This is a genomic window from Pseudomonas sp. 2hn (assembly GCF_019646095.1).
In the GTDB taxonomy this organism is placed as follows: domain Bacteria; phylum Pseudomonadota; class Gammaproteobacteria; order Pseudomonadales; family Pseudomonadaceae; genus Aquipseudomonas; species Aquipseudomonas peradeniyensis.
The window spans coordinates 4,585,568-4,598,967 of record NZ_CP081016.1 but is presented as its reverse complement, the minus strand read 5'-3'; the positions used below and the strand labels follow the sequence as shown (position 1 = coordinate 4,598,967).

Genomic DNA, 13,400 nt, shown 5'->3' with positions numbered 1-13,400 from the left:
GGAGATTGCCCCCATGAAAGCTGGTATCCACCCCGCCTATCGCCCCGTGCTGTTCCACGACACTGCCGCCGATGTGTTCTTCCTGATCGGCTCGACCGTCGAGACAGATCGCACCCAGGTGCACAGCGACGGCCAGACTTACCCCTATGTGGCGCTGGATGTGTCCAGTGCCTCGCATCCGGTGTACACCGGGCAGCAGCGCAAGACCACGGTCGAAGGGCGGGTGGCCGGGTTCAACAAGCGCTTCGCCGGTTTCCAGGCCAAGCGTTGATCTTGCAGGCGATCACCTGGCCTTTTGGGCTGCGCTGTCGCGCAGGGCGCACCGCCGCTCCCACGATGGTGATGCCTCCAGCTGTACCCTGTGTAGACCCCTTCTACAGCGCAGGTGTGTCGCGCAACAGATGCTGGCGCCATTGCGTCTGTTCGGTGGCGGTCGAGTCGACAAGAAACTGGTACTTGCCCGCCACCCGAGTGGCCACCGCGACACCCGCCCGGTACAGCACGCGGTTACCCGCCACCGCCGGTACCTTGGCCCCCGGCAACAAGGTACCCACCAGGTTCAACGGATCGCAGCCGCTGACCACTACCAGCTCGCCTTGCGGTAAGCGCCTGCGTACCTGGCGCAACAGCCCCACGGCTTCGGGCAAGGCGAACTGCTCACCCGCCAGCCCGGCGATAAAGCGCCCACCACGGATTTCGCCACGGGCCTCGAGGCGGTGGTAGCAGCGCAACAGGTCGCGCCATGGCGGCAGCACATCGCTCTCGCGCTCCAGCAGGCGCCAGCAGACGACGCCATAGCGGCGCAGCAGGCTGCGGGCCACATGTTCCAGGCGCAGGTCCTTGTCCACGGCGGTGCTCGAACGACGCAGCAGTGCCCAGCGTCCGGCGTGGACCATGCTGCTCGACAGCGCTGGATGGCCACGGCGGCTGTTGCGCGAAGTGCGCTTGGCCGCCGGGGTTATCAGGCTGCGCAGGCCGCTGAAACCATCGGCGCTGGCCAGGCCCGAACCGACCAGCTCCTGCAGGGCTGTCTCCAGCTCGCTGGGTAGCAGATGAGCTTCGTGGGCCAGTTCATCGAAGAACAAGGCGCCTTGTTCCTGCAGCGTCTGCAGCACCCGTCGTGCGCGTGCACCCAATTGTTCGAGGTCGGCTGTGGGCGCCAGGCTGCGCCACAGCCCCAGGTGTTCGCGTGGCAGCAGCACCAATGGCGTGCTGGTCAGGGTACTGGCTGATTGTGTGGAGGCCAGTCGGCTCCAGGCCCACTGGCCGCTGCGACAGGCATCGTCCAGCCAGTGCGGGCTGTAGTCCTTGATCCGTGCTGGCAGCAGGTCGCTTTCCCAGGCGCCGGCGGCAGCGGGGAAGCCTTGCAGCTGGGCGAGCACTTCGCTCAGCGCCTGCGGCCCGCGCAGGCGGGTTTCGCCACCCAGGTGCTGCCAGTCGAACAGAAAGCGCAGGAAGTCCTGCAGGCTGACCGGCTCGATTTCCTGGCGCAGGCGCTTGACCGTGTAGCGGTGGATGCGCGCCAGCAGGTGCCGCTCGCACCACTGCAGGCCAGTCTGGCCTGGGCTGAAGTGGCCACGCATCACATAGCCTTCGCCTTCCAGGCGGGCCAGGGCCTGTTCGGCATTACCCGCCGCCTGTGCAAGCGGGTCGATGATTTCGGCCAGGGTCAACGGGCCGAAGCCACTGAGCCGTGCGCGCAGCAACTCGACCAGGGCCGTGTCGAGGTCGGGCGGATCGGTGAAACCCGGCAACACCGCAACGTCCGGGTGCGGGCGGGCGTCCGGATACAGGATCAGCATCGCCTGCAGGCGCTCGCGGGCGAACCACAGGCGTTGCTCCCCGGCATCCAGATGACAGGCGCGCCCGGCCTTGGCCAGTTGCAGCAGCAGTTGCGGCCAGCCGGGATTATCCTCGACTTCAGGTTGGGTAATGGCGCCCAGGCTCATCAGCGCCTCATGCATTTCGTCGGCGTTGTTCGCCTGCGGCCAGGCCTCGGCCTGCACCGCGGCGATGGCGTCTCCGTCCAGTGCACCCAGGTCGTCGGCGCTGTGCACGTCGTTCCAGCGTCGGTTGAGCACGGCCTGGGTACGCCGCTCTTCAAGCGGCGCGTCGTCGAGGAAGGTGTAGGGCCGGGCGTTGAGGATGGCCGAAGCCAGCGGCGAAGGGGCCGGCAGATCGCGACTGAGCAGGCGTACCTCGCCATTTTCCATGCGCCGCAGCAATGCCAGCCAGCCCTCGCTGTCCATGGCCTCGTGCAGGCAGTCGTCGAGGGTCTGTTGCACCAGCGGGTGGTCGGGGATCTGTCGCTCGCCGACGATATTCTCCAGGCAGGCGATCTGGTCGGGGAACACGGCGGCCACCAGGTCCTCGCTCTTCATCCGCTGGATCTGCGGCGCCACCTTGCGTCCGCCCACATAGCGCGGCAAGGCCAACGCCACCGCCGCGTTCCAGCGCCAGCGCACGCCGAACAGCGGCGCATCGAGCAGGGCCTGGACCAGGATCGGCTCTGCGCTGCGGCTGTGCAGGTAGCGCCATACCTCGTCCAGCGCGAAGCTGTGGCTGGTGGACAGCGACAGCACGATGGCGTCCTCGCTGGCCGCCGCCTGCAGCTCGAAATTGAACGCACGGCAGAAGCGCTTGCGCAGGGCCAGGCCCCAGGCCCGGTTGATGCGGCTGCCATAGGGCGAATGGATGATCAGCTGGGTGCCGCCGGACTCGTCGAAGAAGCGCTCCATCACCAGCGTTTGCTGCGAGGGCAGGGCGCCCAGCACCTGCCACGTGCGCCCCAGGTAGTCGAGCAGTTGCTCGGCGCAGCCTTCATCCAGGGCGTATGTCGCTTGCAGCCAGGCGCGCACTTGCTGGCCATCGCCGGCCTGCAATTGCTGGTCGATCCGCTGCTGCAGGCGGGCCACCGCGACGGACAGCTCGTCACTGCGCCCCGGTGCCTCGCCCAGCCAGAACGGGATGGTCGGCGACAGGCCGTGGGCGTCCTCGACCCGTACACGTCCCGGTTCGACCCGCAGGATGCGATAGGAGGCGTTGCCCAGCTGGAAGATATCGCCGGCGATGCTCTCCACCGCGAAGTCTTCGTTGACGCTACCGATATTCAGCGCCTGGGGTTCGAGCAGCACCGCGTAGTCGGCGGTCTCCGGGATGGTGCCGCCGCTGGTCAGGGCGGACAGCTGGCTGCCGCGGCGCCCGCGCAGGGTGTGGTTCAGCGCATCACGGTGCAGGTAGGCGCTGCGAATACCCTGGCGGCCGTTGAAGCCTTCGGCAAGCATGCGCAGCAAGGCCTGATAGTGGCTTTCGTCGAGCTGGCCATAGGGACTGGCGCGGCGCAGCAAATCGAACAGCGCCCGCTCGTCCCAGGGCTGGTTGCTGACTTCGGCAACGATCTGCTGGGCCAGCACATCCAGTGGCGCCACCGGGATATGCAGTTCGTCCAGCTCGCCCTGGCGCACGCAGTCGAGCAGGGCGACACACTCGATCAAATCGTCTCGCGAGGTGGGGAACAGGCGCCCCTTGGGCACGCCGTCGACCTGGTGGCCGGAACGCCCGACCCGTTGCAGCAAGGCGGCGATCGAGCCCGGCGAGGCGATCTGGCAGACCAGGTCGACCTCACCGATATCGATGCCCAGCTCCAGTGAGGCGGTGGCCACCAGCACCTGCAGTTCGCCGCCCTTGAGGCGCTGCTCGGCGGCCAGGCGATGCTCCTTGGCCAGGCTGCCGTGGTGCGCGGCCACGGCGTGATTGCCCAGGCGCTCGCCAAGGTGGCGGGTCAGGCGCTCGGCCAAGCGCCGGGTGTTGACGAACACCAGGGTCGTGCGGTGCTCGCGGGCGAGGCTGGCGAGGCGGTCGTAGACCAGGTCCCAGACATCCGTGGCCATCACCGCGCCCAGCGGCACGGGCGGCACTTCCAGGGCCAGGTCGCGATGGCGGACATGGCCGATATCGACGATGGCGCAGGGGCGCTCCTGCCCGACCAGGAACCGCGCCACCCGCGCCACCGGACGCTGGGTGGCGGACAGGCCGATACGCCGCAGCGGTCGGCCGGCCAGGGCCTGCAGACGCTCCAGGGTCAGCGCCAGGTGGCAGCCGCGCTTGTTGCCGGCCAGCGCGTGGATTTCGTCGACGATCACCGTGTGCACGCTGGCCAGTCCCTCGCGACCCGAGGCCGAGCCCATCAGTACATAGAGCGACTCCGGCGTGGTCACCAGGATATGCGGCGCCAGCTTGCGCATGGCCGCGCGCTCCTTCTGCGGGGTGTCGCCGGTGCGCACGGCGGTGGTGATGCGCGGGGCCTTCAGGCCAAGCTGTTCGAGCTGTCGGCTGATACCTTCGAGCGGCACATCGAGGTTCAGGCGGATGTCGTTGGACAGCGCCTTGAGTGGCGAGACGTAGACGACCTGGGTCTGCGCCGGCAGTTCGCCGTCGTGCGCCAGGCCCTCGCGGAACAACTGGTCGAGCACGGCGAGGAAGGCGCTGAGGGTCTTGCCCGAGCCGGTCGGTGCGGCCAGCAACATCGACTGGCCACCGTGGATCAACGGCCAGGCGCCGGCCTGGGCTTCGGTGACCGTGGCGAAACGCTGACGGAACCAGGTGGCGACGGCGGGGTGGAACAGGTCGAGCACCGGGTGTTGGTGGGCAGGGAGGTTCATGGGGGGGTTATGGCGGGTTGCCAGCGGATTGGCAAGGGGCCGTTCGTCCGGGAAGCCTATCGCGGGGCAAGCCCGCTCCCACGCGTATTCGGCAGGGCTGTCGTGGGAGCGGGCTTGCCCCGCGATAGGGCCTTGTCAGGTATCCTGCGTCCCTTCATCTGTCTGTGAGTCCACCATGCCCAACACCATCCGCATCGCCGCCGCCCTGCTCATCGACGCGCAAGGCCGCACTCTGCTGGTGCGCAAGCGCGGCACCCTGGCGTTCATGCAGCCCGGCGGCAAGATCGATGCAGGCGAGTCGCCGGCCCAGGCGCTGGTACGCGAGCTGCACGAGGAGCTGGGCCTGCGCGTCGATCCGGCCCAGGCCATTCACCTGGGCCGTTTCAGCGCCCCGGCCGCCAACGAGCCGGGCTTCGAGGTGCAGGCCGAGTTGTTTCGCGTCCAATGCACCGCGACGGTAAACCCGGCGGCGGAAATCGAAGAGGTGACCTGGCTGACCGCCGACCAGGCGACGGACCTGAACCTGGCCCCCCTGACTCGCGACCTGATCCTGCCGCTGTGGCGCGAAGGCCTCAACGCACCGCGCTGACCCCGTCCAGGGTGGCGAACGAGGTGTCCTTGGCGGTCAGCAGGAAGTCGCGCATGTACGGCGCATCGAGCATGTCGGTGCGCACTGCGGCATAGAGCGTGGCGAACAGCCCTTTCTCGCCCAGGCGCTTGCCCTTCACATAGCCTCGCGAGCTGTACTCGTGCAGCGCCCAGTGCGGCATGCCGCACACGCCGCGGCCGCTGGCCACCAGTTGCATCATCATCACCGTCAGCTCCGAGGTGCGCACCGCCGCCGGCTCGATGTCGGCCGGCTCCAGGAAGCGGGTGAAGATGTCCAGGCGGTCGCGTTCCACCGGGTAGGTGATCAGGGTCTGGTCGAGCAGGTCCTGGGGCACGATGTATGGCTTGCTGGCCAGCGGGTGCTGGTTGGCCACGGCGAGCATGGCCTCGTAGGTGAACAGCGGCACGTAGGTGATGCCGGCCAGGTCCACCGGGTCGGAGGTCACCACCAGGTCCAGGTCGCCACGGGCCAGGGCCGGCAGCGGGGCGAAGGCGAAGCCCGAGGCCAGGTCCAGCTCCACCTCCGGCCAGGCGTCGCGGAACTGGTCGATGGTCGGCATCAGCCACTGGAAGCAGCTGTGGCACTCGATTGCCATGTGCAGGCGTCCGGCGGTGCCGCCGGCCAGGCGGGCGATGTCGCGCTCGGCGCCGCGCAGCAGCGGCAGGGTGGCGTCGGCCAGTTGCAGCAGGCGCAGGCCGGCACTGGTGAAGCGGATGGGCTTGGTCTTGCGCACGAACAGCGGCAGGCCCAGGCGTTCCTCCAGCTCCTTGAACTGGTGCGACAACGCCGACTGGGTCAGGTGGAGGCGCTCGGCGGCCTCCACCAGGCTGTCGGCTTCGCGTAGGGCATGAAGGGTTTTCAGGTGGCGGATTTCCAGCACGACGGCTCCGTGAGCATTCTTTGAGCTAAAACGAGGTTTCGTTGAGTTTCCCTCATGTTGCCCTGCGCTGTCGACAACAGGATGCACACGACCGCTCGGCAAGGTTCATGAAACTGTCACGGTTTTGTGGCAGCGCGCCCGAACGGATTTCATCAGACTCGCGCTCTACTGGGGATCTGCATTCTGGTGTTTCTTTCATGCGGGCTTTACTACTTTTCTTCTTGCTGCTGGTCAGCGTGCCGGCGAGCTTCGCCGAGGGTCGCTGCGACGTCCATGTGCCGGTGCAACGGGCCGAGCTCGGTGAGCTGAGCCTGGTCTACCAGAGCGTCGGCGCGCCCCGCGATCCGGCGCTGTTGCTGGTCATGGGCCTGGGCGGGCAGCTTATCCACTGGCCGGACGATGTGGTCGAGGCGCTGTGCCGCCAAGGCTTTCGGGTGATCCGCTACGACAACCGTGATGTCGGCCTGTCGCGCTGGAACCAGCTGCCGGCCTCGGCCAACCTGACCGTCGAACTGCTGCGCTACAAGCTGGGCCTGCCGGTGTCGGCGCCCTATACCCTCACCGACATGGCCGGTGACGGCCTGGGCCTGATGGATGCCCTGGGGATCCGCCAGTTCCATGTGCTGGGCGTGAGCATGGGTGGCATGATTGCCCAGCATCTGGCGGCCATGGCCCCGGAGCGGGTAAGCAGCCTGACCCTGGTGATGTCCAGTTCGGGGGCCGCCGGCCTGCCGACGCCGGATCCGGCGCTGGTGCAGTTGCTGGCGCGGCGCAGCGCGCCGAGTCGCGAAGTGGCCATCGAACAGCAAGCCGACCTGCTGGCGGCGCTGGGCAGCCCCGAGGTGCGGGATGATCGGGCTGCGCTGCTCGAACAAGCCGCCGTGGCTTATGACCGGGCGTTCAATCCGGAAGGGGTCAAGCGCCAGATCATGGCGATCCTTGCCGAACCCAGTCGGGTCGAGCTGCTCAACCAGCTGCGGGTGCCGACGCTGGTGGTGCATGGCACCGCCGATCCGTTGCTGCCGGTGATGCACGGGGTGCATCTGGCGGCGCATATCCGGGGCAGTCAGTTGCGGCTGATTCCGGGGCTGGCGCATCGTTTCCAGGAGCCGTTCAAGGCGCCGTTGCTGGGGGCGGTCCTACCCTACCTACAGGCGCATCGGCAGGATGTCACGCATATCGCCCGGCTCTAGTGTCCTGTCTCGGAAATACGTTCTCTTTTGGCGAGTGGCTTGGGTGTCCGGCCAAGGCGCCGCGACGAGTCATAGCAGGGCTATGGCGAGGAGTGGCAACGCCGGCCGGGCGCCCAAGACGCCGCCAAAAGTGAACAGCTTATTTCCGAGACAGGACACTTGAGCCCATCGCGGGGCAAGCCCGCTCCCACGATAGCCCTGCGGTACGCTCAGTGCATTCTTACCCAAACGCTTACCAGCACCGTCGCCGCCACCAGCCAGGCCACCGTGGCCAGTGCCAGCGACGCTTCCAGGCGCAGGCGGTCGACCAGCACGTACAAGGTTGCCAGGTACACGAAGTACGGAATGATCGACCACATCCCGAACAGGATGGTGGTCTTCAGGTCTTCCAGCGATCGCCCCTTGCCGACGATGTAGTGGGCGATCAGGGCAAAGGTGGGAAACAGCGGCACCAGGCCGGCAATGTAGTAGTTGCGGGTCTTCGACAGGATCGCCAGGAGCACCACCACGCCGGCGCCCAGGGCCGCTTTGAATACCAGGTCCACGTTGAACTTCCAGGGTCAGGTTGCCGATCAGCCGAGGCCGTACTTCTTCACTTTGTCGAACAGCGTGGTCTTGGCCATGCCCAGCTCCTGGCTGGCCTGGCTCAGGTTGCCGCCGGTGCGCTGCAACGCGTCGCTGAGTAGGTTGCGTTCGAACGCTTCGACCGCCTCGGCAAAACCCAGTCCCTGGCTGGCACCACCACTGGGACCCTTCTTGAACGCGGGCAGGCCCAGGGCATGGCGCTCGGCGACGTTGCGCAGCTCGCGCACGTTGCCCGGCCAGTCGTGGGCCATCAGCCGCGACAGGGTCTGGCTGTCCAGCTCCGGCGCCTCGCGATCGAAGCGCAGGGCCGATTGCTGCAGGAAGTGCTCGAACAGTTGCAGGATGTCTTCGCGGCGCTCGCGCAGCGGCGGCAGCTCCAGGGTGACCACGTTGAGCCGGTAGTACAGGTCGCTGCGGAACTGGCCGCTCTGGCCGAGCGTGGCAAGGTCGGACTTGGTCGCGGCGATCACCCGGCAGTCCACCGGGATGCTCTGGTTCGAGCCCAGGCGTTCCAGGGTGCGCTCCTGCAGCACGCGCAGCAGCTTGATCTGCAGGTTGATCGGCATGCTCTCGACCTCGTCGAGGAACAGCGTGCCGCCATTGGCATGTTCGATCTTGCCGATGCGGCGCTTGCCGGCGCCGGTGAAGGCGTTGGCCTCGTGGCCGAAGATTTCGCTTTCGAACAGGTTCTCCGGCAGGCCGCCGCAGTTCAGCGCCACGAATGGCTGGCCCTGGCGCCGGCTGAAGTCGTGCAGGCAACGGGCGACCAGCTCCTTGCCGGTGCCGGTCTCGCCTTCGATCAGCACGTTGGCCGAGGTGTCGGCGACGTTGGCGATCAGTTCGCGCAACTGCTCCATGGCCGGCGAACGGCCGATGATGCGCCCTTCCAGGCTGCTCTGCTCGGCCAGTTGGCGGCGCAGGGCGAACACCTCGCGAGACAGGCCGCGCTGTTCAAGGGCGCGGCGCACCACCTCGACCAAGCGCTCGGGCGAGAACGGTTTCTCCATGAAGTCATAGGCGCCGTTGCGCATGGCGCCGACCGCCATGTCGATGTCGCCGTGGCCGGTGATCAGCACCACCGGCAGGCTGCGGTCGCGGGCCTTGAGGCGGTTGAGCAGTTCCAGGCCATCGATGCCCGGCAGGCGGATATCGCTGACGACGATACCGGCAAAGTCGTCGCCGATGCGCTCCAGGGCCTGTTCGGCGCTGCCGACGCCTTCGCAGGCGATGTCTTCCAGGGCCAGCGCCTGCTGGCAGCCGAGCAGCACGTGCGGGTCGTCTTCGACGATCAGGACGGTGAGAGGGGCTTGTTTCATAGAGGCTCAGCCAATTCGCTAGGGGGCGTGACCAGGGGCAGGGCAAGCACGAACGCGGTGCCGCCACCGGCGGGATGTTCGACGCTCAGTGTACCCTTGGCGGCGGTGGCCAGGCTCGCCGACAGGGTCAGGCCCAGGCCCAGGCCATGCTCGCCCGGTTTGGTGGTGAAGAAGGGTTCGAACAGGTGCTTGCGCGCCTCGGCATCGATGCCGTGGCCGTTGTCGAGCACCCGCAGGCGGTACTTGTCGCCCTGGACTTCGCCTTCCAGCCACAGTTGCGGCAGGGGTTGGGTGGCCATGGCGTCGAGGGCGTTGCCGATCAGGTTGACCAGGATCTGTTCCAGACGGGTCTGGTCGATGGCCAGCAGCTGGTCGTCGAACTGCCGGTGCAGTTGCAGATGACAGGCGCTGATGCGGTTGGCCAGCACCTGCAAGGTGGCCTCCACGGCCTTCTCCAACGAGGCCTGGCCACTGTCGTCGCCACGTCGGGCGAATGAGCGCAGGCTGGCGGTGATGCGGCCCATGCGGTCGATCAGGTCGTTCATGGTGCGCAGGTTGGCGCTGGCGGTTTCCAGCGCGCCGCGCTCAAGGAAGCGCACGGTGTTGCCGGACAGGGTGCGCAGGGCCGCCAGCGGCTGGTTCAGTTCGTGGGCGATGCTGGTGGACATCTGCCCGATGGCTGCCAGCTTGCCGGCCTGGACCAGTTCATCCTGGGCGTGGCGCAGGGTCTGCTCGGCGTGGCGGCGCTCGCGGATCTGGCCCTTGAGCCGTTCGTTGCTGGCGCGCAGGTCGGCGGTGCGCTCGGTGATCTTGCGTTCCAGCTGGCTGTTGGCTTCTTCGAGCGCCTCGCGGGCGGCCAGGCGGGTGGCGATCACCTTGCGCCGCTCGTTCCAGGCGATGGCCAGGATCGCCAGCAGGGCGAAGGCCACGCCCACCAGGATCCCCTGCATCATCGATTCGCGGCGCAGGTCCTGCAACGGGGTGAGCAGGGTGAAATGCCAGGGGGTGTCGACCAGGCGGCGGGTCTGGGCCAGGTAGGACACCTCACGTTGCTTGCCCTGGTCGGTCTCGCTGTTGGCCGGGAAGGTGAGCTTCTCCACGCCGTCGGCCAGGGTTTCGCGGGCCAGCGGTTGCAGTTCGTTGAGCGGCCACCAGTAGTACTGCAGGCTGCGCGCCAGGCGTTCCTTGATCTGCGGCGTCAACGGGCGTACCGATTTCAGGCGCCGGGCCGGGTCGCTGGAGAGGATGATGATGCCGTTCTCATCACTGACGAAGGCCTCCAGGCGGGCACGCTGCCAGCGCTCCTCAAGGGTGTCCAGGCGCACCTTGATCACCGCCACGCCGATGATCTTGCCGTGCTCCTCCAGCCCGTGGGCCAGGTAGTAGCCGGCCTCGCCCGTGGTGCTGCCGATGCCGTAGAAGCGCCCCGGCTCGCCGCGCACGGCGACCTGGAAGTAGGCTCGGAACGCCAGGTCTTCGCCGAGGAAGGAGTCGGCGTCGCGCCAGTTGCTGGTGGCCTGGACCCGGCCGTTGGTGTCGAGGACGAAGATCGCCCGGCTGCGGCTGCGCCGGTTCAGGCCTTCGAGGTATTCGTTGACGGTCTGGCGGTCACCGGCCTCGGGGTCGGTGAGCAGGCGCGAGACGCTGTCTTCCAGCTCCAGCAGGCTGGGCAGGTAGGTGTACTTGCTGATTTCGCTTTCGACGGTGCGGGCATGCAGCTCCAGCTGACGCTCGCCGTTCTCGCTGAGAGTGCGGATGCCATTGCTCTCGCTGATCAGGAAGGCGGCGAAGCCCAGCCCGACCATCAGCAGGATGACCAGGGGCGGGACAAGCAGTTGGCGGATCAGACGGGATTTCACGGCGGGCTGGGCAGGGCGAAGGAGCGAAGGATCGCATTTCATCACAGTGGCCTTGTCACGACCAGCATCCGCTGCCCGGCAGGTGGCCGGGCAGCGTCACTGTAGCCGACTCAGTGTTGCAGGATCTTGCTCAGGAAGTGCTGGGTGCGCTCGTGGCGGGCGTTCGGGTTGCCGAAGAAGTCTTCCTTCTGGCAGTCCTCGATGATGTTGCCCTTGTCCATGAAGATCACCCGGTTGGCGACCTTGCGCGCGAAGCCCATCTCGTGGGTCACGCACATCATGGTCATGCCTTCGTGGGCCAGCTCGACCATCACGTCCAGTACTTCGTTGACCATTTCCGGGTCCAGCGCCGAGGTCGGTTCGTCGAACAGCATGACGATCGGGTCCATCGACAGGGCGCGGGCGATCGCCACGCGCTGCTGCTGGCCGCCGGACAGCTGGCCGGGGTGCTTCTTGGCGTGGGCGCCCAGGCCCACACGATCGAGCAGGGCCAGGCCCTTCTTGGTGGCTTCCGCCTCGCTGCGGCCGAGCACCTTGCGCTGGGCAATGGTCAGGTTCTCGGTGATCGACAGGTGCGGGAACAGCTCGAAGTGCTGGAACACCATGCCGACCCGCGAACGCAGCTTGGGCAGGTCGGTCTTCGGGTCGGCGATGGAGGTGCCGTCGACCACGATGTCGCCTTTCTGGAACGGCTCCAGCGCGTTGACGCACTTGATCAGGGTGGACTTGCCCGAGCCGGAAGGACCGCACACGACCACTACTTCACCCTTCTTGACCTCGGTGCTGCAGTCGGTCAGTACCTGGAAGTCCCCGTACCACTTGTTGACGTTCTTGATGGAAATCATACGGTGATCCTTTTTTGCAGGCGCTTGACCAGCCAGGAAGCGGAGAAGCTGATGAGGAAGTAGACGACACCGGCGAAGATCAGGAACTCATGGGAGCGTCCGATGATGTCGCCGTTGGAGCGGGCCGAGTTGAGGAAGTCGATCAGGCCGACGGTGTAGACCAGCGAGGTGTCCTGGAACAGGATGATGCTCTGTTGCAGCAGCAGCGGGGTCATCTTGCGAAACGCCTGGGGCAGGATGATCAGGCGCATGCACTGGCCGTAGCTCATGCCCAGCGCCTGCGCGGCGCCCATCTGGCCCTTGGAGATCGACTGCACGCCGGCGCGGACGATTTCGCAGAAGTAGGCCGCCTCGAACATCATGAAGGCCACGACGCAGGAGGTGAACGCGCCCACCGGGGTGTCTTCGCCAGTGATCCAGCGCAGCACGAACGGCACCGCCAGGTAGAACCAGGTGATCACCAGCAGCAGCGGGATGGAGCGGAAGTAGTTGACGTAGGTGCCGGCGATATTGGCCAGCAGCTTGTTCGACGACAGGCGCATCAGGGCGAGGATGGTACCCAGGGCAATGCCGCCGACCACGCCCATGACCATCAGTTGCAGGGTCAGGACCATGCCGTCCCACAGGGCGGGCAGGGCCGGGATGATTTCACTGAAATCCATGTCCATTTACTTGCCTCCCACGGAAATCAGGCCCGGTACCGCGACTTTCTTCTCGACCATGCGCATGAGCAGCATCAGGCCCATGTTCAGGGTGAAGTAGATCAGGGTGGCCAGGGTGAATGCTTCGAACAGGTTCGCGGAGAACTCGGCGGTCTGCTTGGTCTGCGCCAGCAGCTCCATCAGGCCGATCAACGAGGCCACCGAGGAGTTCTTGAACACGTTCAGGAATTCCGAGGTGAGCGGCGGAATGATGATCCGGTAGGCCTGGGGCAGCAGCACGTTCATGTAGATCTGCGGCAGGCTGAAGCCCATCGCGCGCCCGGCCGACTCCTGGCCGCGGGGCAGCGCCTGGATGCCGGTGCGCACCTGCTCGCAGACACGGGCGGCGGTGAACAGGCCGAGGCAGATGACCACGCTGATCAGCGCCGAGGTGGTCGGGTTGAGATCCTGCTTGAACCACTCCTGCAGGCCTTCGGGCAGCAGGTCCGGTACCAGGAAGTACCAGATGAACAGCTGCACCAGCAGCGGCACGTTGCGGAACAGCTCGACGTAGGCGGTGGCAATCCCTGACACCAGACGATTGGGTACGGTACGCATCACGCCGAGCAGCGAGCCCAGCAGCAAGGCGATGATCCAGGCGGAGATGGCGATGGCGATGGTCCAGCCCAGGCCGGTGACGTACCAGTCCAGATAGGTTTCGCTGCCCACGCCGGTGGACTTGAAGAACACGCCCCAGTCCCAGTTGTAATTCATCGGGATTTCCCCTCAGACGGTTGTTTCACGGGCACC

The 13,400-nt window shown here is 66.6% G+C and carries 11 protein-coding genes; 3 read left to right on the top strand and 8 right to left on the bottom strand.

Features of this window, described 5'->3' with window-relative positions; all coding sequences use genetic code 11:
• The first annotated feature begins 13 nt into the window (after nt 1–13).
• Complete coding sequence (locus tag K2O50_RS20810) at nt 14–271, top strand: type B 50S ribosomal protein L31 (RefSeq protein ID WP_028690102.1); 258 nt, start codon at nt 14–16, stop codon at nt 269–271.
• A 103-nt stretch (nt 272–374) separates the two neighbouring features.
• Here the strand turns inward: K2O50_RS20810 and K2O50_RS20805 are convergent, their stop codons facing one another.
• Nucleotides 375–4,661: a DEAD/DEAH box helicase gene (locus tag K2O50_RS20805; protein ID WP_050704007.1), complete on the bottom strand. Its 4,287-nt coding sequence runs from the start codon at nt 4,659–4,661 to the stop codon at nt 375–377.
• Nucleotides 4,662–4,836: 175 nt separating this feature from the next.
• Here K2O50_RS20805 and K2O50_RS20800 point away from each other — a divergent pair, with 175 nt between their 5' ends.
• Entirely contained in the window at nt 4,837–5,250 is a 414-nt protein-coding gene (locus K2O50_RS20800; protein WP_050704008.1) for an NUDIX domain-containing protein, read from the top strand.
• Here K2O50_RS20800 and metR read toward each other — a convergent pair.
• Entirely contained in the window at nt 5,234–6,151 is a 918-nt protein-coding gene (gene metR, locus K2O50_RS20795; protein ID WP_050704009.1) for a transcriptional regulator MetR, read from the bottom strand. The two genes, K2O50_RS20800 and metR, sit on opposite strands and share 17 nt — an antisense overlap.
• Before the next feature lie 197 nt (nt 6,152–6,348).
• On the opposite strand from metR, the gene K2O50_RS20790 reads away from it, so the two are divergent.
• The gene (locus tag K2O50_RS20790; RefSeq protein ID WP_050704010.1) at nt 6,349–7,344 is read left to right on the top strand and encodes an alpha/beta fold hydrolase; all 996 of its coding nucleotides are present in this window, start codon (nt 6,349–6,351) and stop codon (nt 7,342–7,344) included.
• Nucleotides 7,345–7,553: 209 nt separating this feature from the next.
• Here the strand turns inward: K2O50_RS20790 and K2O50_RS20785 are convergent, their stop codons facing one another.
• The 6 genes from K2O50_RS20785 to K2O50_RS20760 form a co-directional block, all read right to left on the bottom strand.
• The gene (locus tag K2O50_RS20785; protein WP_050704011.1) at nt 7,554–7,889 is read right to left on the bottom strand and encodes a GlpM family protein; all 336 of its coding nucleotides are present in this window, start codon (nt 7,887–7,889) and stop codon (nt 7,554–7,556) included.
• Between the two features lie 27 nt (nt 7,890–7,916).
• Nucleotides 7,917–9,194, bottom strand: a complete 1,278-nt coding sequence (locus tag K2O50_RS20780; protein WP_238349771.1) for a sigma-54 dependent transcriptional regulator — start codon at nt 9,192–9,194, stop codon at nt 7,917–7,919.
• A 47-nt stretch (nt 9,195–9,241) separates the two neighbouring features.
• Entirely contained in the window at nt 9,242–11,146 is a 1,905-nt protein-coding gene (locus tag K2O50_RS20775) for an ATP-binding protein (protein ID WP_050704013.1), read from the bottom strand.
• Between the two features lie 68 nt (nt 11,147–11,214).
• A complete protein-coding gene (locus tag K2O50_RS20770; protein WP_050704014.1) occupies nt 11,215–11,949 on the bottom strand; it encodes an amino acid ABC transporter ATP-binding protein in 735 nt (244 codons plus the stop codon).
• Nucleotides 11,946–12,617 carry an amino acid ABC transporter permease gene (locus K2O50_RS20765; protein WP_011532506.1) on the bottom strand — a complete coding sequence of 224 codons (672 nt, stop codon included), beginning with the start codon at nt 12,615–12,617 and terminating at the stop codon, nt 11,946–11,948. Before K2O50_RS20765 ends, K2O50_RS20770 begins: the two co-directional genes overlap by 4 nt.
• Nucleotides 12,618–13,364, bottom strand: coding sequence for an amino acid ABC transporter permease (locus K2O50_RS20760; protein WP_023629014.1), 747 nt, complete (start codon nt 13,362–13,364; stop codon nt 12,618–12,620).
• Nucleotides 13,365–13,400 lie beyond the last annotated feature (36 nt).